This window comes from Pseudomonas entomophila (assembly GCF_013523125.1).
GTDB lineage: Bacteria > Pseudomonadota > Gammaproteobacteria > Pseudomonadales > Pseudomonadaceae > Aquipseudomonas > Aquipseudomonas entomophila_B.
In genome coordinates this window covers 147,850-174,699 of the sequence record NZ_JAAMQJ010000001.1, presented here as the reverse complement: position 1 = coordinate 174,699, position 26,850 = coordinate 147,850, and the positions used below count along the sequence as shown (strand labels likewise).

Here is a 26,850-nt window from a genome sequence, read left to right as displayed (position 1 = left end):
TGCACATACAAGATGGAAGAATTCACGCGGCTGCGCTACGGACATTCTTCCTGGCATTGGCGAACTTGCCGTTCAAGGTTCGCTCCGTGATGCCCATGGTGCCGCCATAGTGGGCGAGCAATGCGGTGACGATGGCCTCCTGCGTCTTGAAGCTGGAGTACGGCACGCCGGATGGGGATTGGCTCAGCATCAGCGTCAGCATGCCGCCGATGATGTTCAGGTATGTAGTTTCCGCCCGATCACTGATCACGCACTGCTTGGGAGCCAGCAGTACGGCGGACTGCTTTAGCAAGACTTCGTGTTGCTGTTGCAGTTCGCGCATCTCGCGTCGGCTATGGTCCAGCGCGGCCTGCAGAGCCAGCCGTTCCAGCAGGATTGCCTGTCCTGTCTCGATGGTGATGAAGGGATGCACCATGCGCTCGCCGCGACTGAACAGAAATCCCGGCCGATGCTCGGGATAGTGGGTGCGCATCCACCGCTTCAGATCGACATGGCGGACGGTCAGATCGAGTGAACTCACCAGATCTGGGTCATTAAGTGTGATCCCGTTCTTGCCGAAGGGTAGTTCGGCGTTGAGGATACCGTCGTAGATGCGTTCCGAGTACAGCCGACACTCGTTCCATCGCGGGCAGTCCAACATCTGCGGCAGACAACGCGGTGATGCGATCGATGCGACGATCACCGCTTCGTACCGCAACAACCCAGCCCACCGTATGGCAGCTTCGATGGGACGATAGAACACCTTTGATAGTGGTGGCTCCTTGTGCATGTTTTCGTCTCCTTTCGGAAGCGCTACATCACCGGCTCCTTCTTGCCCCACCAAGGGGCTGTTTTTTCGTTATGCCTGTGGCTGATGCCTGGGGCGATGCCCTGGAACATGGACGGAAGAGATCATGGCACCCGTCACAGGTGGTTCTCTCTTGCTCGATATGCAAGAATTGACCAGTTGCCGGTCCGTCGAGTAATAAGGAAGAAGCACGCTCGACAATTGCGCTCACGGTGCCAGCGTCATGGGGTGCGTCAAGCACATCAAGACCGATTCGATATGGTCTGATATCCCCACGGTTTCACAAGGCGCAGGGGATTGCATCCGCTGCTCCACGTCCAGAGGGACCTGGAGAAATCCGCGCATGTCATGCTTGTTTCGGCATCCTGATATATCGACATAGCATCTTGCGGCGAAGCATTTTGCTTGGTTCAATCCAACGCACTTTGCGTTCACGCGCCTGCGGTGTGGGCCAAACATGGTCACATCGCATCAGGATGCAGTGCAGTTCTATCGCCCGCTAGGCATCCTGCCTTCCCTTGAACTAGTCCGTGGTGCGAGAAGGCATCCGCCGCTCTTGATAGAAGCATCTTGCTGCCGCGATGACTTTGATGGGCGTGATGCGCGGAACATAGTCCAAGAACTCGACGGCGGTATGCCGCGAAGCCATGAATGACTTGCCCGCTGATTCTTATCCATTAATTCAATAATTGTTGTACTATCGAATCATGAACGAAGATCAAGCCGTTTCCGCCCTGAGCGCCTTGGCGCACACCCAGCGCCTGCGTGTGTTCCGCGCCCTGGTCGTCGCCGGCCCGGAAGGACTCACGCCCAGCGTGCTGGCCGACCAGCTCGACGTGGCCCGCAACACCTTGTCCTTCCATCTGAAGGAACTGGCCCACGCCGGCCTCGTCAGCATCGAGCAGCAAGGCCGCAACCTGATCTATCGCGCCGAATACGACCACATGAACGGCCTGATCGGCTACCTGACCGAGCATTGCTGCCAAGGCGGAGTGTGCGAGGTTTCCGAATCCACCCGCTGCGACTGCTGACGCCATGACCGACACGATCTACAACGCATTGTTCATTTGCACGGGTAATTCCGCCCGCTCCATCCTTGCCGAAGGCATGCTCAACGAGCTGGGCAAGGGCCGCTTCCACGCTTATTCGGCGGGCAGTCACCCCAAGGGCGAGGTTCATCCGCTGGCACTTGCCACGCTGGAGCGGCTGCACCTGCCGACGACCGGCTACCGCAGCAAGAGCTGGGACGAGTTCGTGGCACCGGGTGCGCCGGTGTTCGACTTCATCTTTACAGTTTGCGACAACGCTGCTGGGGAGGCTTGCCCGCTGTGGCCGGGCAAGCCGGTGTCGGCGCATTGGGGCGTCCCTGATCCGGCAGCCGTCGAGGGCACTGAGGAGCAACAGCGCAAAGCGTTCCTCGACGCCGCGATCACGCTGCGCCGACGCATTGAACTGTTCCTGTCGCTGCCGCTCCAGCGCCTGGACGCCATGTCGTTGCAGCGCGAGCTGCGCGACATCGGCCGCCAGTAAGGGCGGCGCGATGACTACAGAAACCGAAGCGGCCGGTCACGCGCCGGCCGCATCTGCCATGAGCAGCTTCGAGCGCTATCTGACCCTGTGGGTGCTGCTGTGCATCGTTGCCGGCATCGCGCTGGGCCAGTTCGCGCCGGGCGCGTTCCAGGCCATTGGCCAGCTGGAAGTCGCCCAGGTCAACCTGCCGGTGGGCTTGCTGATCTGGGTGATGATCGTGCCGATGCTGCTGAAGGTGGACTTCGGCGCACTCGGCCAGGTCAGGCGACACTGGCGCGGCATCGGCGTCACGCTGTTTGTGAACTGGGCGGTCAAGCCGTTTTCGATGGCGCTGCTGGCGTGGATCTTCATCCGCCATGTCTTCGCACAGTGGCTGCCGGCCGGGCAGCTGGACAGCTACATCGCCGGGCTGATCCTGCTGGCCGCCGCGCCCTGCACGGCGATGGTGTTCGTGTGGAGCCGGCTGACCGGCGGCGATCCGGTGTTCACGCTGTCGCAGGTGGCGCTGAACGACACCATCATGGTGTTCGCCTTCGCGCCCGTCGTCGGCCTCCTGCTGGGCCTGTCGTCGATCATCGTGCCATGGGCCACGCTACTGGTGTCGGTCGCGCTCTACATCGTCATTCCTGTCATCCTCGCGCAGCTCTGGCGCCGGGCGCTGCTGCGCCGGGGTCAGGTTGCGTTCGACCGGGCGCTGGAACGTATTGGCCCGCTGTCGATCGCCGCGCTGCTACTGACGCTGGTGCTACTGTTCGCCTTTCAGGGAGAGGCCATTATCCGGCAACCGCTGGTGATCGCCATGCTGGCGGTGCCGATCCTGATCCAGGTGTTCTTCAATTCCGGGCTGGCGTACTGGCTCAACCGCAAGGTAGGCGAGAAGCACAGCATCGCCGGCCCCTCGGCACTGATCGGCGCGAGCAACTTCTTCGAGCTGGCCGTGGCCGCCGCCATCAGTCTGTTCGGCTTCCACTCGGGCGCGGCGCTGGCCACCGTGGTTGGCGTGCTGATCGAGGTGCCGGTGATGCTGCTGGTGGTGCGCGTGGTCAACCGCTCGCGCGGCTGGTACGAGCGCCAAGCGTAATCATGGACAACACCATCCCGCGCTCTCGCGGCTGGCTGATTCCCTCGCTCGGACTGACGCAGATCGTCGCGTGGGGGTCGATGTTCTACGCCTACGGCGTCCTGATGCAGCCCATGCAGGACGAACTCGGCCTGTCCAAGCCCGCCATCGTCGGGGCTTATTCGGTGGCCTTGCTGATCTCGGGACTGCTTTCGACCGCGGCCGGCAGCATCATCGACCGCATCGGTGGACGTCTGCTGATGGGAAGCGGCGCCTTGCTGGCCGCCGTCATGCTCGCGTGCCTCTCGCGGGTACACAACGCGACGGAGCTTTACCTCGTGTGGGCCGGTATCGGCGTGGCCATGAGCGCGACCTTGTACCAGCCGGCCTTCGCGGTCATCACGCAGGTCCATGGCAGCAACTATCGCCGGGCGATCACGCACCTGACGTTGTTCGGCGGTTTCGCCAGCACGGTATTCTGGCCGCTGACGCAAACGCTGTTGCAACACGTCGGCTGGCGCGAGGTCTGGTTGATCTATGCGGCCGCGAACCTGCTGATCTGCCTGCCCATCCATGCCAGCCTGCCAAAGGGACGCGGCCCGGCACACGGCACACCCCCAGCGCGGACGGAAACCCGATCCCGCAATCTCACCGCGGTCATGCGCGAACCGGTGTTCTATCTCGTCACGGCGGCTGTGACGCTGAATGCACTGGTGTTCGCGGCGATGTCGCTGCACATGATCCCAGTCTTGCAGGCACATGGCATCTCTGCCGCAAATGCGGCCTGGGTCGGTGCGCTGATCGGGCCAATGCAGGTACTCGGCCGTGTGGTGCAAGCCACGGTCGGCAAGCGGGCCAGCACGCGCCAGGTCGGCATGGCGGCCATCAGTCTGCTGCCGCTGTCATTGCTCCTGCTCTTTGCTTCCGAGCAGTGGCTGCCGGTGTATGTCGTGTTTGCCGCGCTCTACGGCATCGGCAATGGCGTCATGACGATCGTACGAGGCGCCTTGCCCGCCGAGCTGTACGGTCGGGCCGCTTATGGCGCCATCAGCGGCGCGATGGCGACACCCGTGCAGATCGCAGTGGCCGCCGGCCCCTTCGTGGCCTCGCTGCTGTATTCCGCCGGCAACGGCTATCCCGGCACGCTGCTGGCCCTGACCGGCATCAGCGCGGCGGGCGCGATCCTGTTCGGCTATGTGATCAGGCATCTGCGCCAGCAATCCATGCTTCTCTCGAACGAAGGCACCTCGACATGAGCCACATCACGATCTACCACAATCCCGATTGCGGCACGTCACGCAACGTCCTCAGCCTGATTCGCAACAGCGGCGAGGAACCGGCTGTCATCGAATATCTGAAGACACCGCCCGACCGCGACATGCTGAAGGCGCTGATCGCCGCGATGGGCATCCCGGTACGCGCGGTGCTGCGCGAGAAAGGCACGCCGTATGCGGAACTCGGCCTGGGAGATCAGAAGTGGAGCGACGAGCAATTGATCGACTTCATGCTCCAACATCCGATCCTCATCAACCGACCTATCGTGGTCACGCCGCTGGGCACGCGCCTGTGCCGCCCGTCGGAAACAGTGCTCGACATCCTGCCGCAACCGCAGCGCGGCGCGTTCAACAAGGAAGACGGCGAGCCGGTAGTGGATGTGGAGGGCCGTCGTGTCTGAATCCCGTCTCGACCTGCCGAACATCGACGCCGCATTGCTCCAGCCGCCGGACATGGAACGGCTACTGGCACCCGAACGTTCCACCCATGCGCCACGCTTCCTGCTGCTCTACGGCTCGCTGCGCGAACGCTCGTTTAGCCGACTGGCCGCCGAAGAGGCAGCCCGCGTGCTGCGGGCGTTGGGCGGCGAGACGCGGCTGTTCAACCCGTCGGGCCTGCCGCTGGTGGATGACGCGACCGAGGATCATCCCAAGGTCAGGGAACTGCGCGAACTCGCGCAGTGGGCCGAGGGTATGGTGTGGAGTTCGCCGGAGCGCCATGGCGCGATGTCCGGCCTGATGAAAACGCAGATCGACTGGATTCCGCTGTCAGTCGGCGCGGTGCGTCCGACTCAGGGCAAGACGCTGGCAGTGATGCAGGTGTCGGGCGGCTCGCAATCTTTCAATGCTGTCAATCAGATGCGCGTGCTGGGCCGCTGGATGCGGATGCTGACCGTCCCCAACCAGTCCTCGGTCGCCAAGGCGTATCAAGAATTCGATGAAGCGGGACGCATGAAACCGTCGGCCTACTACGACCGCATTGTGGACGTGATGGAGGAACTGATGAAGTTCACGCTGCTCACGCGCGATGCGTCGCCGTATCTGGTGGACAGGTATAGCGAGCGCAAGGAAAGCGCCGAGGCGTTGACCAAGCGCATGCAGCAGGCGGTAATCTGATAACCCCTGATTCCATTCGCCTATCGCCGCACGACGGCCTTGGCCACTGGAGGCCCCATTGCATCGCGACAGCATCGTAGGGCGGTGCGACTGCGAAAAGAGCAGTCCTTGGACTTCAATGGAAGTCGTTGGATGAACTTTGTTGCCGAGGGCGAAAAACAAGGCTATAATTCAGGCCTTCGCTGCTCACCACAGCGGAGAAAGTGATTGGGAAACAGAGACTTATCGCTCTAGTGCATGACTCGTTTCCCGCTCCAGTTATAGATCTACAGGCTCCGATGGGGTGGGTAGATCATCGAAAAAGGGCCTTAGGGCCCTTTTTTCGTTTCTGTCAGAACGTTGCGGGCGTGTTCATCGTCCTCCGGCCATTGTCTTACCCATGTGAATGCGCTCCCTTTCTTCGAGGCCATCTCCTGGCAACGCTGTTCGTGCGCACTGGCGGTGCACCTGTCACTAGCTTTTTCTCTTGGTCGCCCGTATGCGCAACAGATCGACGTTCATTAGTCTGAGGGTCTCGTCAGTTGCGCAATGCTTTTACTGTAAAAGTGGCAACGATGAATTTGGCTTATGCGCACGATGACTTCATCTGCGTTTCTTCTTGCGAGGTTTTGCTGGTGCTTCTTCGAAAGCCTCTGGCGGCGGCGGAGCGGCTTTGACGTTGAATAGGCGGCAGATGACGTACCAACACAGGGCAACGGTGAGGTTGTAAGGGAACAGCACAGCCCAAAAGGGCAGTTGCCAGTTCTTCTTGCCCTGCATTTCACCGGGTTCACCAGTTCGCCAGGGCGCGTAGTGACGCCAGGCTTCGGCAGGGGTCAGGCAGATGGCGTGGAGGGGGCGGTGCCACCAGTTGGGTTCACTGGGAGGTGGGAGTTTGTGGAGGCCATGGTCCATGAAGTGGCGCAGGTATTCCCAGACTTCGGCGACGTATTGGATGTCGGGTTCGGTGGGTTCGTTGCTGTCGATCCAGAGGCAGTCTTTTTGGTGGAGGGTGCCGTCTGCGCGGGGAGGGGCGAAGGCGAGGGCATAAACGGTGCTGAAAGACGCGCCACTGTTTTCGACACGCTTGAATAGACCGCCTCTTGTGCGAGGCCATTCGAATACAAGTATTTTGCTTATGCGTTTGTAATAAATTTTTTTAGTCGATCGATTTAGGCAAAAGCAAGACAATTTTTTTATTAGATATATTCGATAAATAAGAAATGGGAGGAAAACGAGGGACATAGGGGCTGTTATTGCAAAGGTTAAAAGGTTGGGGGTGTGCGGATTAGATATTGCTTCAAAAATTAACATAGAACCGATCGTCAGCATTGATGCAATGCTCAGTGCGCAATAGAGTTTGGCCATGAATACAGAATCTTTTACCCAGGGGTTTCTTAGTTGCAAGGTTATGTTGGATATTTCTATTAGCTGTCCGTTGATGGCGGGGTTATGGCCCGATTTCGAATTAGGGCAAAATGTCCAAAAAACTGCCATTTTTATCGCTCAAGTTTAAATATTGAATGATTTTCGGTTTCACTGTCCAAGCCTTGGTTGGCCATATAGGTGAGGGTTAGCTTCGCTGAGTGCTGAATGGTCAATGTTTTCTTAAAGTTTACAATCAGGCCGGCAGCGGTTAGATAAACGGTCGCTGGCTCTGTATGGGCTTCAGGTTCATCGTTTCTGCTGAAGGTCTCCATGTGTCCTGACCATGTGCTTATGCCTAACAAGAAACCCGGTAAAAAGACCGAGAACTCGACGGCAGGTGTTTGAGTGTTCTTCTGACTCGCAGGGAGCCAGTCATTGGCAGGTGTCCAATGGGGACGGTTACGCCATGACGTATCAATATTTTCCACGCCGAGTGAGCGTGCTTGTTTGGCTGACAACGGTTTAGGTGCGTAGTGCTCCTCATGCCATGCGCGGATTTCTGCTTGCAAAGAAGGATAGGGTGGAAGTTTCTTTTCAAAAGTTAAACGGACGCCAGGCCGAATTTCGCCGTCATTGAGGTGGTTGCCAAAAATACTGCGCGCCGTCCAAAGTTCAATTGCACTATGGATATGTTCATAGGCTTTGGCGTGCAAATATAAGCCTCCCACTACGATTAACGCCCCTGCAAGAACCAGTGCAGCGGCTGCCCAGCCAGCAAACGGCACAACTGAGGTTGCGCCTGCGATTGCAAGTCCGCCTTCCAGAACGATTGCTGACCCAATGGCATTTGCTACACCACCAGTCGCGGTATATATGGCAGCTGCTAAATTTCCATTTCGAATTTGACGCAGTGACTTGGAAGCATCGGAAAACAAGCCGAGCGCTATTCCAGGGTAAGACGTGAAGCGGGCAAAAAGATTACTGCTCAGAAATTTCATGACGCCATTCCCAAACGCCATCCCTGGCGCCGTTGGGTTCAACCTCAGCATTACAATCTTCTGCGTTGCCCTCGCGCTGACCAACGTCGCCGACGCCGCACCGATTACCCCAAAAACCGATGCCGCAAATCCTAATTGGTACTCTGCCGCATCACTCTCCTGCAGGCTGTTATAGGCTCCCTGCAGCGAGATCAGGTTGAACAGCAGCATCCCTGCGTTCAGCACTCCGCCGCCGCCTGATGTCAACATTCCCAGCAGCTTGGGCTTGACGCGTGCCGTGGTTGTCAACTCGATCCGGATATTCCGGCTCCCCGATATACGTATCTCTTTCATCTTATCGACGTGCGCCATTCCACTTTTCAGGTACTTCTGTGCCTCTTTGCTAAACGCACTTTCCCGAATCGATTGCTCGGTTACCCCATACCGCGCGGCCAACAGCCCTAGCACCTTTTCCAAGTTGCCCGCACGCGCCGCCGCCTGTACCTGCTGACGCAAGGAGCGGCTGGAATCCCAGCGTGTCTTACCATGCAACCGTTTGAGCACTACCGTGTTGACCGTCTGTGCAGTCAGGTCGGTGATGTTGGCCATGGCCGGGAAGCGGCCGAACAGCCCTTCGATCACGTTGTCGCTGGCCCCCAGCAGACTGCCGACCGCATCGGCCTTGTCCTTGAACGGGTTGAACGGCGCCAAGGCGGTGTAGAGCGGACTGTCATACTGATCCAGCCACCGCTCCAGGCGCTGGAAGCGGCGGTCCCGGTCCTCGGTACCGAGCACAGGTTGGCCCATGGGCAGGATCAGCAGCGCCAAGGCGATTTCCAATCCGCGGGCAGAGGTCAGGTCATCACGGTCATAGCAGGCCAATGCCGCTGCCAGGCTGTAGGGATCATCGACCTGCTGGGGCTCGGCCGTAGCCAGCCATGTGTCGTGGTCGTCACTCGCTTGCAGCGCCAGTCCGCGTAGCGCGTCCAAGCGACGCTCCACGCTATCGCGCTCGGCGAGAAAGCTCAGGTAGTTGTCGGTATCGAGGCGCAACCGCAGACGCGCCCCGTTGGGTGAATAGTCTTCATGAGTGAGTGCGTGAAACCGTGCGATGGCGAGCGAGTCGCACGCATCGGGGCCTCTGCCCATTTCCCTCATTACCGTTTCCAGTGAAGGCGAATCCGCCGGATACAGGCTTTCCAGGGTTTTGTTCAGCAGCAGTGCAATGAGGTTGCGGTGATGGAAATCGCGGCTTTTCGTGCTTAGCCTTTCGACATCCAATTGATAACACCCCGGTACGCACGCCTGCTCCGAACCTTGCGCCGGCTGGGTATGCTCCAGTTGCTCGGAAGGCATGAGGTCGCGCAACTGGTGCTGGTAGCCCGAGACCGACAGGCTCAGGTCCAGGGTCAGGCCTTCGGCATCGGGCAGGGCGATCACCACCGGCACCTTGGGCTGGGTCCGTGGATAGGCGCGTGCCATTGCAGTCAGATTGCCGATCGGCAGGCTTTCGGTAACCGGATGGCTGCTCCAGGTTAGGGACATGCGCTGGTGTGCCGGTTTGAAATCCTCGACCCAGGTCGGCACGGCGCTTAGCGGCAGGACGTGTGGCTGCGTGGACGGCAGCGGATCGCCAGCGATGAGCTCGGCCATGTCCAGGCGGCGCATATGGCGCAGGCGCAGGGCCACCGACCCGGTAATGCGGGCGGTCATGGCGTTGGTCCACAGGTGCGGGCTGTAACCGATCCACACTTCTTGGGCCGTGTCCGGACAGGTATCGGCCCAGACCCACCCCATGCTCCGGCTGGCGCGGTAGCGATCGCGGCGGTGGTAGTAGTCTAGCCCTTGGTAGCGCAATTCCTTGTAGTGGCCGTCGCCGTCGTATTCGTGGATGACCAGCTTCTCGCCCAGCGTGCCCTTCATGAACACATAGACATAGCCGGGCCGCAGGGCGCGCAGGGTGTAGGCTATATGCTGCAAGGCGGGCAGGCCTTGCTCGAGCGCGAAGTCTGTCTCGGCGTAGCGAAAGGCCGGCGCACCTTGAGGACGCGGCACCACGGCGTAGCGCACGGGGAGGATGGGGATGCGGGCGCTGCACGCAGGGGTGGACGTGGCGCGGCTGACGGAGGCATCGGTCATGCACGTTTCCTCTTTTTCGGGCGTGCAGGCGCTTCTTCGAATGCTTCAGGCGGAGGCGGGGCTGCCTTGACATTGAACAGGCGGCAGATGACGTACCAGCACAAGGCGACCATAAGGTTGTAAGGGAACAGCACGGCCCAGAAGGGCAGTTGCCAATTCTTCTTGCCCTGCATCTCGCCGGGTTCGCCGGTTCGCCAGGGGGCGTAGTGACGCCAGGCTTCGGCAGGGGTCAGGCAGATGGCGTGGAGGGGGCGGTGCCACCAGTTGGGTTCACTGGGAGGTGGGAGTTTGTCGAGGCCGTGGTCCATGAAGTGACGCAAGTATTCCCAGACTTCGGCGACGTATTGGATGTCGGGTTCGGTGGGTTCGTTGCTATCGATCCAGAGGCAGTCTTTTTGATGGAGGGTACCGTCTGCGCGAGGTGGGGCGAAGGCGAGGGCGTGAACGGCAGAAAATGAAGACCCACCGAACTCTAAGCGTTTGAAAAAACCTCCATTTAAAGTGCGCCAATCAAAGGCTGAAACGTGACTAAAGCGTTTATAGTAAACTTTTCGGTTGGCACGATTAAGACATATGTGTGAGATGTTTTTTATGAGGTAGATTCTGTATGCTAAGAAAGGAGAAAATATAAGTGGGGAGAGCAGAAAGGCGATGATAAACAATAAGTCGTCAAGTTTGCCATTCCATCCTATATCAGGAAGTGCGATTGCGCACACTGCTATTATCGACAAAAGGCACATGGCGCAATAAATCTTGCCCATGAAAACTGAATCTGTAATCCAAGGGTTGCGCAAGCATAACGTTTGGTTTTTTAAACTGAGTAGCTGTCCGCGAATGACAGGGTTATGTCCAGAGTTTGAGGTGGTTTTAAAAAGCCAGAAGATTGTCATCGCTATCGCCCGACACAAAAAAAAGAACGGATATCCATATTTTCATCTAGCCCTTGGTTAGGGTGATAAATTAATTTTATAGAGAAATATCTTATATTGTGGAACTTATTTTTAAAATGCAGTGCTAAGCCATGTTCCACAGCGTAGGCATCTGGTTTAGAGGTCGTTAGTTTTGTATTTTTTTCGTCGTAGAGGGTAGCCGACCAATTGCTTTCTCCAATTATAAAGCCTGGTAAAAATATCAAGAACTCAATGGTGGCTTGGTAGTCATGATCCCTATTCTGTATCAAGAATGGCCAATCCGGCGGTGTCCAGTGAGTATTGTCTTTCCACGACTGAGTTATTTTAGGTGTGCCTGGTAAATTGGTGTTGCTGTTCAGTAGTATTTTCGGTGCGTAATGTTCTTTTAGCCATTCTGCTATCTCCGTCTTCAATGAAGAGAATGCAGGTAATTTTTTGTCATAGTCTAAAGAGATATCTGTGCGAATTTCTCCATCGTTAATTTGGTTTCCGAATATGCAGCGCGCTGCCCATAGTTCAATTGGTTTATGTATGAGCTCGTATGCTTTGCTGTGCAGGTATAAGCCTCCGACGACAATAGCTACGCCTACGAGTACTAATGCCGCTGCGGCCCAACCCGCAAACGGTATAAAAAATGTGGGTCCCGCAATAGCGAGTCCCGCTTCGAGCATTACAGTAGAACCAATCGCTGTAGTGATTCCACCTGCAAATGTATATTTAGCTGCTTCCGAGCTTCCATTGGCGCGTTGACGCCATGCTTTCGATAAGTCAGAGGAAAACCCTAAGAATATTGCCGAGTATCCAGACAGTCTTGCAAATAGATTACTCCCTAAAAAATTAACTAACCCGTTCCCGTAAGCCATTCCTGGAACTGTCGAGCCTAGCCTCAGCATTACGATCTTCTGCGTTGCCCTAGCACTGACCAGCGTCGCCGACGCCGCACCAATCACCCCAAAAATCGACGCCGCAAACCCTAATTGATACTCTGCCGCATCACTTTCCTGCAGGCTGTTATAGGCCCCCTGCAGCGAGATCAGGTTGAACAGCAGCATCCCTATGTTCAGCACGCCGCCGCCCCCCGACGTTAACATTCCCAGCAGCTTGGGCTTGACGCGTGACGTGGTCGTCATCTCGATCCGGACAGTCCGGCTCCCCGAGATGCGCATCTCTTTCATCTCTTCGACGTGCGCCATCCCACTTTTCAGGTACTTCTGCACCTCTTTGCTAAACGCACTTTCCTGAATCGATTGCTCGGTCACCCCATACCGCGCAGTCAACAACCCCACTGCCTTTTCCAGATTGCTTGCACGCGCCGCTGCCTGCACCTGCTGACGCAAGGAGCGACTGGCATCCCAGCGTGTCTTGCCATGCAACCGTTTGAGCACCACCGTGTTGACCGTCTGCGCAGTCAGGTCGGTGATGTTGGCCATGGCCGGGAAGCGGCCGAATAACCCTTCGATCACGTTGTCACTGGCACCGAGCAAACTGCCGACTGCATCGGCCTTGTCCTTGAACGGGTTGAACGGCGCCAGGACGGTGTAGAGCGGACTGTCATGCTGGTCCAGCCACCGCTCCAGGCGCTGGAAGCGGCGGTCCCGGTCCTCGGTACCGAGCACAGGTTGGCCCATGGGCAGGATCAGCAGCGCCAAGGCGATTTCCAATCCGCGGGCAGAGGTCAGGTCATCACGGTCATAGCAGGCCAACGCCGCTGCCAGGCTGTAGGGATCGTCGACCTGCTGGGGCTCGGCCGTAGCCAGCCATGTGTCGTGGTCGTCACTCGCTTGCAGCGCCAGTTCGCGTAGCGTGTCCAAGCGACGCTCCACGCTATCGCGCTCGGCGAGAAAGCTCAGGTACTTGTCGGTATCCAGGCGCAACCGCAGGCGCGCCCCGTCGGGCGAGTACTTTTCATGAGTGAGTGCGTGAAACCGTGCGATGGCGAGCGAGTCGCATGCATCATCGGGGCCTCTGCCCATCTCCCTCATTACCGCTTCCAGTGATGGCGAATCCGCCGGATACAGGCTTTCCAGGGTCTTGTTCAGCAACAGCGCAATGAGGTTGCGGTGATGAAAATCGCGGCTTTTCGCGCTGAGCCGCTCGGCATCCAGCTGGTAACACCCCGGCACGCACGCCTGTTCCGAACCCTGCGCCGGTTGGGTGTGTTCGAATTGCTCGGCGGGCATGAGGTCGCGCAACTGATGCTGGTAGGCCGAGACCGACAGGCTCAGGTCCAGGGTCAGGCCTTCGACATCAGGCAAGGCGACCACCGCCGGCACCTTAGGCTGAGTCCGCGGGTAGGCCTGCGCCATGGCAGTCAGATTGCCGATCGGCAGGCTTTCGGTAACCGGATGGCTGCTCCAGGTCAGGGACATGCGTTGATGGGCCGGCTTGAAATCCTCGACCCAGGTCGTTACGGCGCTTAGCGGCAGGACGTGTGGCTGCGTCGAAGGCAGCGGATCGCCAGCGATGAGCTCGGCCATATTCAACGCGCGCATGTGACGCTCGCGCAAAATGGTCGACCCGGTGATGCGAGCCGTCATGGCATTGGTCCACAGGTGCGGGCTGTAACCGATCCACACCTCCTGTGCCGTGTCCGGACAGGTGTCGGCCCACACCCACCCCATGCTCCGGCTGGCGCGATAGCGGTCGCGGCGGTGGTAGTGGTCCAGCCCTTGGTAGCGCAACTCCTTGTAGTGGCCGTCGCCGTCGTATTCGTGGATGACCAGCTTTTCGCCCAGCATGCCCTTCATGAACACATAGACATAGCCGGGCCGAAGGGCGCGCAAGGTATAGGCCATGTGCTGCAAGGCAGGCAGGCCCTGCTCGAGCGCGAAGCCTGCCTCGGCGTAGCGAAAGGTCGGCGCACCTTGAGGACGCGGCACCACGGCATAGCGCACGGGGAGGATGGGGAGGCGGGCGCTGCAGGCAGGCCTGGAGGTGGCGCGGCTGACGGAGGCTTCAGTCATGGCTGCGCGACCTCTCGGCAATCAACGCATGCAGTTCGCGAAGGCGACCCTGCGGCGACTCCATGAGGTTGGTGTAGATCGCGATCGCTGTTTCATCGTCCATCAGCCACATATGTTCGGCGATCAGATGGACGAACGGCCTCACGGTATCCTCTTCGAGAAAGTTGATGGCTTTCAGCTGTGGCAACAAGGTGTCTACCCAGGCCCGTAGATCAGCCAAGGCATGACCCGCATGAGTCGGCATGGCCGAGACCTCGTGTGTCAGCGACAAGACGAAGTGCTCGTGCACACCCTGGTCCAGTCGAGCCAGCTCAGAAGCGTCCAGTGTCAAGACCGAAGCCTCACGGGAGCGCGAGGGCGTAGGGCTGCGCTCGAGCGCGTACCACTGCTGGGCAGGGCCCCAGCAGGTGCACCAGGCCATTCGCGACAGCGGCCCGAGCCATGCTGTGTGATTGTCATCGCCCAATGCCTCGAGCCAGGCCGGAAGATGATCGGGCCTGAACTCGAAAAGACCGATGCTCTGGTCGGGAAGCGTGATCTGCACGAGGCTGGTCAAATGATCGGCCAATGCCTCGAGGCCGATGTCCGCATCGAGCGCGATGGCCGCACCGATCGGCATCCAGGTGGTGATTGCATGGTTCAGCAGCTCGGGTGCCCGGGACGCATCGACCAGAAGAGGGCCGAATTCATGGCGCTCGTCGAGTGCACTGCGCTTCCATATCCAGGCGTAGCGTGTCTGACGGCTGACCGCATTGAGCAGTTCGATGACCGAAGGCGCGTAGGGTAGGATCAACGGACCTTGCCGCGGAATGGGCCGGTACGCCCAGTACTCCAGCGTATGGGTCAGCAGCAACAGGAAGCGGCACTCATGCCGTATGCGTTCGTCAGGCTTGTACCCGCGGTAGTTGGTCATAGGTTCGCTCCTTTGAGACAGCGGCAGTCGGACAGGCTGCACTGACCGTTCTCCAGGCGTCCGCACGGGCGCTCGAGCGGCGTGCCGGTCGTGGGGGTACTGTCGAGAGAGAAGGGGTTCTTCACACCCCCGGCCGACTGAATCACCTGGCCGTTGAGGCGTATCGTCGGGCTATCCAGCGTGATGCCGTTCTCGTCGATGCGAATGGCACCGCCCGGCCCTTGGATCACGATCGTTTCCGCCGCTCGCAGCAGGTAACGTTTGGTCTGTCGGCGAATCTCCATGCCCGCATCGAGTTCGGCATGGCCCTCCACCTGCTGCTGCAGATTGCCGCCGATGCGCACGTGGTGATTGGCGGTGATCTGGTCGTGGCGATGATTGCCGATGGTTTCCAGGCGGTCCTTGCCAATGGTGATGTTCTGGGTGCGCCCGATGTCGAGCGTGGCATCCTGTCCGATGGTGACGCGCTCGTCGTGACCGACCGTTTCGTCACGGTCATGGCCGATCAGGATCGACTCGTCGTTCTGGACCGTTTCCCTGCGGTCATGGCCGACTTCGGTGGTTTCATCATGCCTGACCACGATGTTCTGGTCCCGCTGGGCATGGATGAACACCTCCTCCTGGCCCAGCTCATCCTCGAAGCGCAGCTCGTTGAAGCCTTCACCCTTGTGGGTCTGACTCTTGAGGGTCATGCGCGTCTTGTGCGTGGGCAGGTCGTAGGGCGGTAGTTGGTTGCCACAGTAGGTGCGGCCGATGATCATCGGTTGATCCGGGTCGCCGTTGACGTAGTGAATGACCACATCCTGGCCGATCCGCGGAATGGCCATCGCGCCCCAGCTGCCGCCGGCCCAGCTCTGGGCGACACGTACCCAGCACGAACTGAACTCGTTGTCCTGGCTCTCGCGGTCCCAGGGAAAGCTGACCTTGACCCGACCCCATTCGTCGCAATAGATCTCCTCACCGGCCGGGCCGACCACGGTAGCCATGTGCGGGCCGTCGATACGCGGCTTGTCCAGAGGGGCCGGGCGCCATTCGGCTCTGCCGGGCACCAGCTGGGCAGTCTGTGCATAGCGTGTACTCTGGTCGAGGCTCACGGCCTCTTCTTCGAGGCTGCTGAATTGGCTGCCTTCGTGGGAAACCGCGATCGCGCGCCAGTGCGTATTGAAGTCATCACGCGGATGGCCTTCGAGGGTGAAGCTCAGGCCCGGTTGCAGCCGGACATCGTCGCCCTCGACTTCGGCGATTCGCACGTCGTGACGCAGCGCCGTGATACGTGTCTCGGTGAACGGCCTGCCCACGGCGTCGCGTTTGTAGCGGCCGGGATAGTCGAAGCGCTCGTAGTCACCGGACTGGTGTTCGAGATAGAGGCCACAGGCGCTGTGCTCCTGGCGATAGGTCGGGTGCAGGAAGGTGTGATCGCGCTGCACCTGGCAAGCCGTGCGTACCTGCTCGCTATAGCGCAAGCGCCGCAAGCACGGGGTGGCCTGGTCGCCACCTCGACTGGCGTGATACAGCACGCTACGGGTGTCGGGCTGTTCGTCGTCGTCAACGCCATGCGGGTCTTCACTCGCGGCGTCGGTGGCTTCCTGGCCGATCGGGCCCAGTGCCAACAGCCGGTCTGTGATGATCAACGTGTGATTGTCTGCGCTGTGTGCAAAGCGGTACACGAAGCCTTCTTCGGCTGCTAGACGGTCAATGAATGCCAGGTCCGTCTCGCCGCCCTGCACACAGAATTCGCGAACGCTGTGCTCTCGGCCGGCCTGTATCTGAAATTGCGTGATGCCTTGCCGCTTGAGCATGAGCTCGAGGATCTGCGGCACCGTTTTCTGCTGGAAGATGCGCCAATTCGAGCGAAGACGGGCGCGAGCCAGTCGTGGCTCGATGAGTGCCTGGTAATACGTACGGTAGAAGCCGCTTTCCAACTGACTGAAACGGCTGACCACGCCATGCACATGCCGCCTCGGGCGACCGCTCTCCCAAATGGTGAAGAGCGCAGGCTTGTCGAGCACGGTGCCGAAATCGATGTTGCTTTGATGACTGACCAGTTTCAGTTCCAGCGCGAACGTCTGGCTGACCGCCTCCTTCAACGAGAACGACACCACATCGAGCACGGCACTGCTTACGCTTGGTTGGAAGCTGTAACGGAGGTCGGATTGGCGAGACATGGCGGGGTCCTAGTTCACTGACCGAGGCACGGAAGCCCGGGCGACATCGCCCGGACGGTCTTGTTTCTTCAACCTGCTGCCGGGGCCCGAGACTAGGCTGTGCCTGCCTCTTTCGGTTTGCGCCAGTCGTCCGAGCCGGCGGTACTGGCAATGAGGTGCTCCCAAGCGATGCCGCGGTAGGCCATGGACACCTTGAAGAACTGCGTGAAGTCCTTGTTGTTCTTGTCTTGGGCGTGGGGCATGACCAGATCGATATCGACGATGACGGCGTCCGTCAGCGTGGTGGTGAAGAACCGCTCCTGCTTGCCCTCGATGGAGGTCCGATACCAGCTGAGCTCCACGGTCGGAAGCATCTCGCCGCTGGACAGCGCGCTATACAGCAGGGGTACTGCCTTGTTGAGCGCGCAGGTGAATGTCAGGGGGCCATGCACGCGTTGGCCGGCAGGCTGACCGCTTTGCGGATCGGTGGGGACGCTGATGCGATGGCTGACCTCTTGAACCAGGATCTGATCTTCGTGACCCTCCACGAAGATGTTGCCGACGGATTCGGCCGTGAACGCACCTTTGGTGATGTTGCCCTGAGTCCTTCCTTCGATGGAAATGTAGGCGGGTGTTGGCATGACAGTTTCTCCTGCGCCAAGTGGATAAAAACGCACACCCAAGGGGTGGCGTAGCCACCGCGATCGATGGCGTGTCAACGAAGCAATGCCCCGTCAATTCGTCGAGCGTGAATCGGTCACTGCAACAGGATGCCGTTCAGCGAGGCCAGGACCTCGGTGGTGATCAGGTGCAGGTGGTAGCTGTAGATCCCATAGGCCGCGCCCAGGGCCACTCCGCACAGCGCCAGCGGACTCCACCAGGGCCATTGCCGATTCAGGCGCATGTTGCGCGCGGCGACGTGGGTATAGGGGTCGCAGACAGCCTGCGGCGCGGGCTCACGCACTTCGCGAATCATGGCGTGAAGCTGGTGGATCAAGCCGTTCAAGGTTTCCTCGCCCTTGGGCGCGATGGCGTACTTGCCCTTCAGGCCCAGGCACAACGCGAAGTACATGAACTCCAGAACGTCCTGGTAACGTTGAGGCTCGCGCATCAGCCGGGAGAGCACGGTGAATACCTTCTCGCCACCCCAGGTTTCATCGTGAAAGATGCTGAGCAGAGGGGTCTGGCTCCAGCAGCTGTTCATGCCCCAGGGCCGCTCCATCACGGCTTCATCGATGTACAGGCACAGGCCGTACGAATAGGCCAGCCATTGGGCAGGCTCATAACCGTGCTGGCGCATCTCTGCCTGCAAGTTGTCGATCTGGGCGCGTACCTGCCGATGGACAGTGTCGATGTGGGGTAGCGCATCCAGGGTCCGCAGGCGCATGACCAACCCGAACAACGGCATCGCAGCGTCCAGCATCCGGTTCTCGTAGACGCCTCTGAGCTGGAAATCCGGGTCGGCTGCGTAGCGCTCGTGATCGATCGCTGATGAGTGGGCGCGCGCGGTGGACGCGGACAGGCTGGGCTCATGCCGACTGTCGGGCGCGGGCCTTGCCAGTGTGGAACGCAGTTGCGGGCTTGTTGTGCCATTCGAGGCAGAACGCATCATGTTCGATGGCTCCATGTCATTCGTTCCTGATCGCCCAGAGCTGCAGCTCGAGTCCCGGGAACTCCCCAGCGACATGGATACCGAAGCCATGAGCGGTGTTCATGCATGCCCACGCCGGATCGCGTCGGTCCAGTTCGAAGTAGCTGAAACCGGCATGGAATGGCAGGTCGCGCGGCGCCACGGGCAGCGGTAGCAGCGGAATGCCCGGCAACTGCAGGGGGACGAGGGCGTTCAACGACTCCAGAGAGGTCACCTTGGCCTTCTGCACGAAGGTCTGGCGCAAGACAGGGGGCGGCAGGTCGGCACGTACGGCCAGGATGAATTCGGCATCTTCGATGAGACGGCGGTCGTCCAGCGTCGTGGTCAGTACGCCGTAGCCCAGTGTTTCCAAAGGCAGAGAAACGGCACGTGGGCGCAAGACCGTACTCAAGGCCCGGCGCAACGTCTCCTGCAACGGCTTGAACGAGGTACGCAGGGCGTCGTGCCGATACGCTGGATAGACGGGTGGTAGCCGGCTTTCGTCGGTGAACGTCACCAGCTCGCCACAGGCTTGGCTCATGTACAGGTACAACTGCTCGGGATGGGTCTGACGCTGCCTGACCAGGTGTTGGAAACAGGGCCACCAACGGTTCATGGCCTGAAGCAGGTTGAAGTCGCGGATGTCGGCAATACCGGACTGGCCCGATTCACCGATTCGTGTGGCCAGGTTGCGTGCGCGTTCACGCAAGGTATGGGTGATTTCCTCGAGAAAGCGGTACAGCGCTGGCGCCGCGCGTACCGAGATGCACGTGGGGTAGAAGTCCTCGTCCAATCGCAAGCTGCCATCCTGGCGACGCTCCAGAATGCGGGCCAGGGCCAGGCGGGTGCAGGCGCTGCTGTCTTCGGTCGTGCGCTTGAGTTGCAGATTGGGCACCGCCACGTCGATGGATGCCAGATCGCCATCGGCGCTGTGCGTGTCCTTGATCTCTTGTGACTGGGCGACGTAACGCACGTCTGCAGTGTCCTCGGGCCAGCTCACTTCGCGGCCACCCTCGTTGCGCAGGGGCAGGCACAGGTAGACCTCGCTGTCCTTGGCACCGTCATCACGAATGTCCAGCGGCGGTGGTGGCGGCAGATCGCCGGGTATGTCGAAGACCGTGCCATCCGGCATGATGCCTCGTGCACGGGTGATGGCGATCTTGCCCAGACTCAGGTATTCGTCGTTCAGCTGCAGCTCGCTGAAGCCATGGAAGTCTGCATCGAGACTGGACAGGCGTTGATGCAGGGCAGCTTCACTGGCCCGAGCGGCCTGCTGAAAGTGTTGCGGCCTGACGAACAGGCCTTCGGGCCAGAGAACGGGGTTGCGAGAGCTCATGAGCGCTCCGTGTCGGCGTGGGTGAGCGGAGAGAAAGGGCGCATCCGTGTCATCGGTCTTCTTCCTTGAGCAGGAGTTGCGTGTCGTTGACCAGCACCGACAGCACGATCTGGTGGCCGCGTGGCGGGACGCGCAGCACTTGGCGCCAGGTGGCGTTCTCTTGGTTGCGGTAATCGCCGATCACCGCGATGAAGCGGGTGTCCGGCTCCAAGGGCGCAAAAGGCACGAACTTGAACTGGCCTGGCCGCAGCAGATAATCGTCACCGCGAACGTAGCTGCTGCGCAGCGTCTTGGCCGGGTCTTCATTCAGTGGCTGATACAGGCTGTTGCGCAGCAGTGAGTCATCACGTAGCTGCAGGATCTTGATGGCCATCGGTGTCGCGACCGGCTCGCTCGCGACGGGTGCCGAACGCGGCAACGTCAAGAGCACCGTCGTGTCTGCGTAGCTGCCAAGTGCCCCTGTTTCGGGCAGAGCAGGGCCGGGCATTGCAGGTAAGTCGTCGTCTGACACGGCAGACGGTATCGCGAAGAGCTGATCCTGCTGGCAGCCGAGCGAGATCTGGACGTCGATCAAGTCGTGGGGATCGCCTGCGCTCTGGCTGATGGCATAGGGATCCGACTCGACCATGTGTTCCCACGCAGGCGAAGGCTCGAGGCTGTGTGGGTTGCTGTTGAGGGTCGGGCTGGCGTTGATGCTGAATGCCACCTGGGTGGGATGATCCCCAGGCGGGCCGATGGGCAGCGAAGGGTCGAAGGCCACTTGGCTCATCCTGCCCAGCGTGGTGCATCCTGTAACACCAAGCACAATGACTAGCAGGGTGATCGTCGGCAGGAAACGCATCATGCAAATTCTCCCGGCAGCACCCAGTGGTGCGCAGGCTGCGACAACGGCTGCGACGGGGATGACCGCTCGAGCATGACCAGAGGGTCGTTCACGGTGTCGGCCTCGAAGGTCGAGCAGATGTCAGCCCTGATCTCAGTGGGCGCAGAAGCGGGTTGCCAGTCGCCGATCGGCGCATCGTCCAGCCAGGTATCGAACAGCGACCGTTCATGCCCCAGGACCTGCTCCAGCGATCGGGCATCGGTATGGGAGAGCTGAACCTGTAGTCGGTAGGGTCCGATGCGAAGCTGATCACCTTCGAGCAGACGCCTGACGCACCCGGCTCCCAGGCTGACACGTTCTTCGTTCAGGAACGTGCGGTGACAGCGGTCGACCACACAAAAGCTGCCCTCCAGCCAGCGAATTTCGCAATGGATGGGGGCAATGGTCTGCTCAGGGTCATCGAGCAGCCAGTCAGCACCTGCGCTGCCCAGCGTGCCGCCTGTGCAGTCGAACAGGCGCCGGCTGACGCAGGTGCGCTGCAAGGGATCGAGCTCGACGATGCTCAAGATCAAGGTCTTCATGCGCGCCCCCGGAATCGCACGGTAGGGCCGGTTTCAGCGCGGGCCTCATCGAGGAAGCTGGTCCAGCCCAGGTAGGCACCTTGGTGGCGTTGCAGGCAAAAAGAGGGCAGCGCATGGCGTCTCAGGCGCAGTTCCAGGTCATAGGCCAGGCCATCGCGCAGCAGAAAATCGATCAGCGCACGCAACCGCTCGAATTGGGCACCGTGGGGAAGCAGATCGTGCAACTGCGCATGATCGAGTTCGCTGATCACGAGCGTGAACTTGCTGCTGCGCGTGCGTGTGCGGCTGCCCACCAGGAACGTCGTGCCCAGCTCGCCGTTGCGTCGGCCCAGGCTCACACGTTGAGGTATGGCTGTGGTGACCCTGCGCGTTTCGAACTCTCGTATCCGGACATGCTTCAGGTCGAAGCAGTGCGCGATGATCCCCGCGACGCTGCCTGGTGCACGGCTTCTGCTGGCGATCACGCCTGCGAAGCTGAGCAGTCGGCTCCACGGCAGCGCTGTTTCATCATGCCGTTGGGTGTCGTTCAGGCCCGTCAGGGCGAAGAGGTAGCGCGAGAAACCATCGCGGGCACCGGGTTGAAAGCGAATGTAGTAGCGGTACTTGCGCCAGATGCGGTGCAGCAGGTTGAGCAGGTAGTGGTTGAAGAAGTCGAAGAACGCTGGGCGCAGACCAAGACCGTGGGCATGCTCGTAGGCCACCTGTTCCAGGTAATAGGCTGGCAAGGGCGAATCCGTACCATGCAGCCCCATGAAGGTCGCGCAGACACGGTAACGGTCGGATTGCGCGGGCATGCGCTCGGCCTTGTAGACGTCCGCGACCGGAAAGACCAGACGCGGGTCGTTGGTGAGGCGTACACGCCGCCTCGTGGCCTCATTCGGCCAACGCGCCTCGAGGTTGTCGCCATGCAGCCCATGCAAGCGCTCGAGCAACTGGAAGAAGTTGTATCGATGCGCAGTGGCCAGCAGTGTATCGGCTAGATCAGCGGTTGCTTGCCGGTCTGGATGGGCCATGTGTAGTGCTCGTTGTTGGTGATGTTGATCACTTCCAGTCGATGGAAGGAGTTGATGCTGGCGTACAGGGCGAAAAAGTGGGCGAGCACGCAGCCGAACAGATACAGGTCGCCTTCGCAGAGAAATGCGGTCTGGTCCAGCTTTAGCCGCGTGCACAGACCGCGCACGGGCTGCCCTTTGATCAGCCAGTCCAACGGTGCGGTATGCACCTCGCGAATGCCGTCGAGACGCTTCTGCGTGGCCCGTGCGTGCTGGAGGTCATGCAGGGCGGCGAAGTCGTAGGTACGAATGATGGCCTTGAGGGAGTCGACCGAGAGCAGCGACAGGTAGTTGAGCGACAGGTTGGCGATCAGCGCCCAGTGCGCCTGGCCGTCCAGGACGGGGCGATAAGGACGGGTTGGTGCACACAGATTGCTGTAGGTGATCAACGGGGGCGTGGATTCGGTGAGTACGTCGATGTCGCCGATGCCCAGGGCCAAGGGCAGGTCACGATTGGTGCATGTCAGGTCGATGGAGGCTGTCTCCAGCTGGCCGATGTAGGCATTGGCATCGGCACGCACGAAGGCGATGCGATGGGTCACGCCATCGCCGCGCAGGGACGCATCGAGCGTGCAGCGGTAATACAGCGACGTGCGCCCCTGGAGGTGTTCGATCTCGTGCGCGAACGACTCGAACGCTCGGAAGGTGCGCAACTGTTCCCCCGCCTCCGAACCGGCGCTCGTACGCGTGCTGACCACATGGTCGACGCTGAAGATCTCATACGCGTGCTGCTGGGTGCCTCGAGGCCTGAGTTCGACGTCGGCAGCTTCGCCAGACAGGTCGATGGGTTCGGCACTGTGGGGAAACAGATTGACCGCTGGGGTGCAGAACAGACTGAAGTCCACCTTGCCGATGCGCAGCGTGTCGGACAGAGACCGTGTGAAATGAAAGTCGAGGGTCACGCAACGGCTGGATTCGGCAGGCCAGAGGGTGTTCAGGCCGGTCAAGGCGAAAAAGTGGTAACGCTGCGCAAAGATGAAGTATTCCTGCAGGATTCGATAACCATCGAAGACATTCTGCGGATAAGGCAGCAACGCTTCCTCGGGGCTGAATCCCGGAAAGGCGAGGGTGGTGGCAGGCAGCCGATGGACATGGCCATTGATCGTGATGTCGATACGATCGAGGTAGTGGGAAAGCCACAAATACAAGGTCCGTGCCGTGCCGGTGTCACCGCTCAGATGAAAATCCAGGCGCGTACAGTCCAAGCTGTTCAAAGGCCGCTCGACCAGGGTGTGCAGGTCGATACGGATCTTCGAGCTGCCAAGCGTACGAATGGCTTCGGCCGCGTCGAGACCAAACGGGTGAAGGTCTACCGGCATACAGGTGCGGAATTCACAGGCCACCCCATCCACGGGCTTGGAAAACAGCCGTGAGCCTTTAGGAATGTGCTGGGATTGACTAAGCGATTGCCTGGAGGGCGTGAACTGAACGATCGTGGCACTTGGAAGCGGGCGCAGATAGTTGGGCCACAGCAGTTGCAGCATGGGGTGTGTCAACTCAGGCAGATCATCTTCGAGCTTGAGTCGTAGCTTGGCCGTCAGGAAGGCGAAGGCTTCCAGCAACCGATGCACGTCTGGGTCGCTGCCTTCCTGCCCCAGCAGGCGGGCGAGCTGGGGGTTGTCGTGCGCGAAGTCGCTTCCCAGCTCATGCAGGTAACGCAGTTCTTCGCTGAATCGATCCTTGAGCGACATGGTTCACCTCACACGCGTATAGCGGTCGTGCCCACTGACGAGCAGCTCCAGCTGGAAGGCTTCGAGTTGATGATTCACTCGCACGTGACAGTCGAGCCTGAAATGCAAATCCAGGGGCGCGTGACCGTCAGGCATTGCCTTGAGCGCCCGTACGTGGATGCGCGGTTCGAAACGTTGCAGCATCCGACGGATGTCGGCGCCCACCTGCGAAAGCAGCTCGCCGCGATTCACGTCATGGCCGTTGAAATCATGCAGGCCCAACTCAGGGCTGCTCTGAGAGCAACCCTGGCGCGCGTTGAGTACGGTCTCGAGGTGGCGCTTGATGGCCCTGAGTTTCCGGTCCGGATGCTCTTGCCTTGACAGCGTTCGAGGGGTATCTGGAGCCAGGCGCAGGCGTTCGAAAAGCCCTGTCATTGCGTATCGAGCCGCCCGACCAGAGCAATCTCGAAATGCGCGCCCATGTATTTGAAGTGCGGACGTACGGCCAGAGAGACTTGGTACCAACCTGGATCGCCTGCCACCTCGGACACCTCGATCCTGGCAGCCCGAAGAGGACGACGACTGCGCACGTCGGCAGACGGGTTCTCCTGGTCGGCAACGTACTGCTTGATCCACGTGTTCAGCTCCGATTCCAGGTCGCGACGCTCTTTCCAGCTGCCGATCTGCTCGCGCTGCATCACCTTGATGTAATGAGCCAGTCGGTTGACGATGAACAGGTAGGGGAGCTGCGTTCCCAGTTTGTAATTGACCTGGGCTTGCAGCCCTTCCAGCGTCTTGGGAAACGTCTTGGGTTTCTGTACGGAGTTGGCGGAGAAGAAAGCGGCGTTGTCGCTACCCTTGCGCATCGTCAAGGCGATGAAGCCTTGTTCGGCCAGCTCGAACTCCTTGCGATCGGAAATCAGCACCTCGGTCGGAATCTTGGCCTGCAATTGGCCGAGCGCTTCGTACACATGCACCGGCAGGTCGTCGACGGCACCGCCCGATTGAGGTCCGATGATGTTCGGGCACCAGCGATAACGGGCAAAACTGTCATTGATGCAACTGGCCAGCAGGAACGCCGAGTTGCCCCACAGGTAGCGATCATGGCACCCGTCGATGTCTTCTTCGTAATGGAACGACTCGATCGACTGCTCTTGAGGATGGTAGGCGGAGCGGAGCATGAAACGGGGCACGGTGAGCGCCACGTAGCGCGCATCTTCGCTTTCGCGCAAGGCACGCCACTTGGCGTGTCGAGGGCCGGCGAACAGATCGCCGATCTCCTTGAGATTGGGCAGTTCCTCGAAGCTGGTGAGATTGAAGAATTCGGGGGAGGGCGCTGCAATGAAGGGTGCATGCGACATGGCCCCCACGGACGCCACGTAGCTCAGCAGCTTGATGTCCGGGGAGGAAGGGCCGAACGTGTAGTTGCCGACCATGGCCGCCACCGGCTCGCCACCGAATTGGCCGTAACCTGTGGTGTAGACATGCTTGTAGAGGCCACTGCAGGTGATGTCGGCTGCATTGTCGAAGTCATCCAGCAAGTCGGCTTTGCTGACATGCAATACCTCAAGCTGTATGTTTTCACGAAAATCTGTACGGTCGACCAGAAGTTTCAAGCTGCGCCAGGCGGCTTCAAGTGCCTGGAACGCCGGTTGATGCAGAATGGCATCCATTTGCCGGCTGAGAAGACGGTCCAACTCGGCGATCATTTGATCGGCGCGATGTTTATTGATCAGTTGATCTGGATCATGACTGTTGAGCAAATGAGTGATAAAGGCGACGACACCTTGACGGGCAATGGAATAGCCCTCTTGCATAGGTGACAGTTGCGTCTGTGCCATGATCTGGTCGAGCAAGTTGGGCGTGCTCGAGGTATCGGCCAGTGTGTCAGTAACGGGTATCGTGTTCGTCGACGTTGGCATGGGACGCTCCGTTGTCAGTGTGGGGCAGGCGCTTCAAGTACCACGTCAAGTTCCTGGGCGAGTTGTTTGCGCGTGTGTTCGTCACTTAACAAGTGGTGCAGTTGCTGACGAAACTTCGGTACGTTGCCTAGGGGGCCTTTCAAGGCGACCAGGGCTTCGCGCAGTTCCAGGAGCGCGTTGAGCTCCGGCACCTGCCGGGCGATCCTGTCGGGACTGAAATCATCGATCGAGGTGAACCGAAGCTGCACCGCCAGCTCGGCCCCAGAGGGCGCGCCCAGCAGGGACGGCACGGCCATGCACAGGTTGACACCTGCATCGTTCAACACGCTGTTGAAGGTGTGTTTGTCGATGCGCATTGCCGCGCGATCTTCGAGCGGTCGGTCATCGTCCATGCCGAAGTCCCCCAGGACCAGCATCTTGTGCGGCAGCTCTATTTCAGCGTTCTCGTTACCTGTTGCAGGGACGTACCTGATGTTGACGCGTTCTTTGGGCGCGACGGAGCCTGTGCTTTTTGCCATGGCGAGGGCCTTAATAGTGTGTGGGAAATGCCTACTAACTTTTTCACATTGTTTGTAGGAAGTTTCCGTGCATTAAGCGTGTGCTCTCATCGAGCGGTGTGTAGTTGGCGTGTTTCTTTAAAACCATGCCGCTGGTAGTGCGTGTTAGTCGAGTGGA

General features: G+C 59.8%; 23 protein-coding genes. 6 read left to right on the top strand and 17 right to left on the bottom strand.

Annotated features, from left to right (window positions below; translation table 11 throughout):
- Positions 1–22: 22 nt before the first annotated feature.
- Positions 23–769: a hypothetical protein gene (locus G7007_RS00680; RefSeq protein WP_011871432.1), complete on the bottom strand. Its 747-nt coding sequence runs from the start codon at positions 767–769 to the stop codon at positions 23–25.
- Between the two features lie 725 nt (positions 770–1,494).
- Between G7007_RS00680 and G7007_RS00675 the strand changes: the two genes are divergently transcribed.
- Genes G7007_RS00675 through arsH form a run of 6 tightly spaced genes read left to right on the top strand, consistent with a single transcriptional unit; the run spans position 1,495 to position 5,767 of the window.
- Entirely contained in the window at positions 1,495–1,818 is a 324-nt protein-coding gene (locus G7007_RS00675; protein ID WP_009876567.1) for an ArsR/SmtB family transcription factor, read from the top strand.
- 4 nt (positions 1,819–1,822) lie between these two features.
- A complete protein-coding gene (locus G7007_RS00670) occupies positions 1,823–2,317 on the top strand; it encodes an arsenate reductase ArsC (RefSeq protein WP_009876566.1) in 495 nt (164 codons plus the stop codon).
- 58 nt (positions 2,318–2,375) lie between these two features.
- Positions 2,376–3,398: an ACR3 family arsenite efflux transporter gene (arsB, locus tag G7007_RS00665; protein ID WP_009876565.1), complete on the top strand. Its 1,023-nt coding sequence runs from the start codon at positions 2,376–2,378 to the stop codon at positions 3,396–3,398.
- Between the two features lie 2 nt (positions 3,399–3,400).
- Positions 3,401–4,633 (top strand): MFS transporter, encoded by a 1,233-nt coding sequence (locus G7007_RS00660; protein ID WP_009876564.1) that lies wholly within the window; start codon positions 3,401–3,403, stop codon positions 4,631–4,633.
- A complete protein-coding gene (gene arsC / locus G7007_RS00655) occupies positions 4,630–5,052 on the top strand; it encodes an arsenate reductase (glutaredoxin) (protein ID WP_009876563.1) in 423 nt (140 codons plus the stop codon). Before G7007_RS00660 ends, arsC begins: the two co-directional genes overlap by 4 nt.
- A complete protein-coding gene (gene arsH / locus G7007_RS00650) occupies positions 5,030–5,767 on the top strand; it encodes an arsenical resistance protein ArsH (RefSeq protein ID WP_009876562.1) in 738 nt (245 codons plus the stop codon). The genes arsC and arsH overlap by 23 nt, the downstream gene beginning before the upstream one ends.
- A gap of 582 nt (positions 5,768–6,349) precedes the next feature.
- Here the strand turns inward: arsH and G7007_RS00645 are convergent.
- From G7007_RS00645 to tssB, 16 genes are all read right to left on the bottom strand, one after another.
- Positions 6,350–7,243 (bottom strand): hypothetical protein, encoded by an 894-nt coding sequence (locus G7007_RS00645; RefSeq protein WP_181098635.1) that lies wholly within the window; start codon positions 7,241–7,243, stop codon positions 6,350–6,352.
- A gap of 2 nt (positions 7,244–7,245) precedes the next feature.
- Positions 7,246–10,230 (bottom strand): T6SS effector BTH_I2691 family protein, encoded by a 2,985-nt coding sequence (locus G7007_RS00640; RefSeq protein WP_181098634.1) that lies wholly within the window; start codon positions 10,228–10,230, stop codon positions 7,246–7,248.
- Positions 10,227–11,120, bottom strand: a complete 894-nt coding sequence (locus G7007_RS00635) for a DUF6708 domain-containing protein (protein WP_181098633.1) — start codon at positions 11,118–11,120, stop codon at positions 10,227–10,229. Before G7007_RS00635 ends, G7007_RS00640 begins: the two co-directional genes overlap by 4 nt.
- A gap of 2 nt (positions 11,121–11,122) precedes the next feature.
- Positions 11,123–14,104, bottom strand: coding sequence for a sulfite exporter TauE/SafE family protein (locus G7007_RS00630; protein WP_181098632.1), 2,982 nt, complete (start codon positions 14,102–14,104; stop codon positions 11,123–11,125).
- On the bottom strand, positions 14,097–15,017 hold the full coding sequence (locus tag G7007_RS00625) for a DUF4123 domain-containing protein (RefSeq protein ID WP_181098631.1): 921 nt from the start codon (positions 15,015–15,017) through the stop codon (positions 14,097–14,099). The genes G7007_RS00630 and G7007_RS00625 overlap by 8 nt, the downstream gene beginning before the upstream one ends.
- A complete protein-coding gene (locus G7007_RS00620) occupies positions 15,014–17,182 on the bottom strand; it encodes a type VI secretion system Vgr family protein (RefSeq protein WP_181098630.1) in 2,169 nt (722 codons plus the stop codon). Before G7007_RS00620 ends, G7007_RS00625 begins: the two co-directional genes overlap by 4 nt.
- 92 nt (positions 17,183–17,274) lie before the next feature.
- The gene (locus G7007_RS00615; protein ID WP_181098629.1) at positions 17,275–17,802 is read right to left on the bottom strand and encodes an Hcp family type VI secretion system effector; all 528 of its coding nucleotides are present in this window, start codon (positions 17,800–17,802) and stop codon (positions 17,275–17,277) included.
- A gap of 116 nt (positions 17,803–17,918) precedes the next feature.
- On the bottom strand, positions 17,919–18,770 hold the full coding sequence (gene icmH / locus G7007_RS00610) for a type IVB secretion system protein IcmH/DotU (protein WP_375139470.1): 852 nt from the start codon (positions 18,768–18,770) through the stop codon (positions 17,919–17,921).
- A 19-nt stretch (positions 18,771–18,789) separates the two neighbouring features.
- Positions 18,790–20,127, bottom strand: a complete 1,338-nt coding sequence (tssK, locus tag G7007_RS00605; RefSeq protein WP_181098628.1) for a type VI secretion system baseplate subunit TssK — start codon at positions 20,125–20,127, stop codon at positions 18,790–18,792.
- Between the two features lie 49 nt (positions 20,128–20,176).
- Complete coding sequence (gene tssJ, locus G7007_RS00600) at positions 20,177–20,971, bottom strand: type VI secretion system lipoprotein TssJ (RefSeq protein ID WP_375139467.1); 795 nt, start codon at positions 20,969–20,971, stop codon at positions 20,177–20,179.
- Complete coding sequence (locus tag G7007_RS00595; protein WP_181098627.1) at positions 20,968–21,531, bottom strand: FHA domain-containing protein; 564 nt, start codon at positions 21,529–21,531, stop codon at positions 20,968–20,970. The genes tssJ and G7007_RS00595 overlap by 4 nt, the downstream gene beginning before the upstream one ends.
- A complete protein-coding gene (gene tssG, locus G7007_RS00590; RefSeq protein WP_181098626.1) occupies positions 21,528–22,544 on the bottom strand; it encodes a type VI secretion system baseplate subunit TssG in 1,017 nt (338 codons plus the stop codon). The genes G7007_RS00595 and tssG overlap by 4 nt, the downstream gene beginning before the upstream one ends.
- Positions 22,508–24,274 (bottom strand): type VI secretion system baseplate subunit TssF, encoded by a 1,767-nt coding sequence (gene tssF / locus G7007_RS00585; RefSeq protein WP_181098625.1) that lies wholly within the window; start codon positions 24,272–24,274, stop codon positions 22,508–22,510. Before tssF ends, tssG begins: the two co-directional genes overlap by 37 nt.
- A gap of 3 nt (positions 24,275–24,277) precedes the next feature.
- Positions 24,278–24,688, bottom strand: coding sequence for a type VI secretion system baseplate subunit TssE (gene tssE, locus G7007_RS00580; protein WP_181098624.1), 411 nt, complete (start codon positions 24,686–24,688; stop codon positions 24,278–24,280).
- Positions 24,685–26,175 (bottom strand): type VI secretion system contractile sheath large subunit, encoded by a 1,491-nt coding sequence (tssC, locus tag G7007_RS00575; protein WP_181098623.1) that lies wholly within the window; start codon positions 26,173–26,175, stop codon positions 24,685–24,687. Before tssC ends, tssE begins: the two co-directional genes overlap by 4 nt.
- A gap of 14 nt (positions 26,176–26,189) precedes the next feature.
- On the bottom strand, positions 26,190–26,693 hold the full coding sequence (tssB, locus tag G7007_RS00570; RefSeq protein ID WP_181098622.1) for a type VI secretion system contractile sheath small subunit: 504 nt from the start codon (positions 26,691–26,693) through the stop codon (positions 26,190–26,192).
- Positions 26,694–26,850 lie beyond the last annotated feature (157 nt).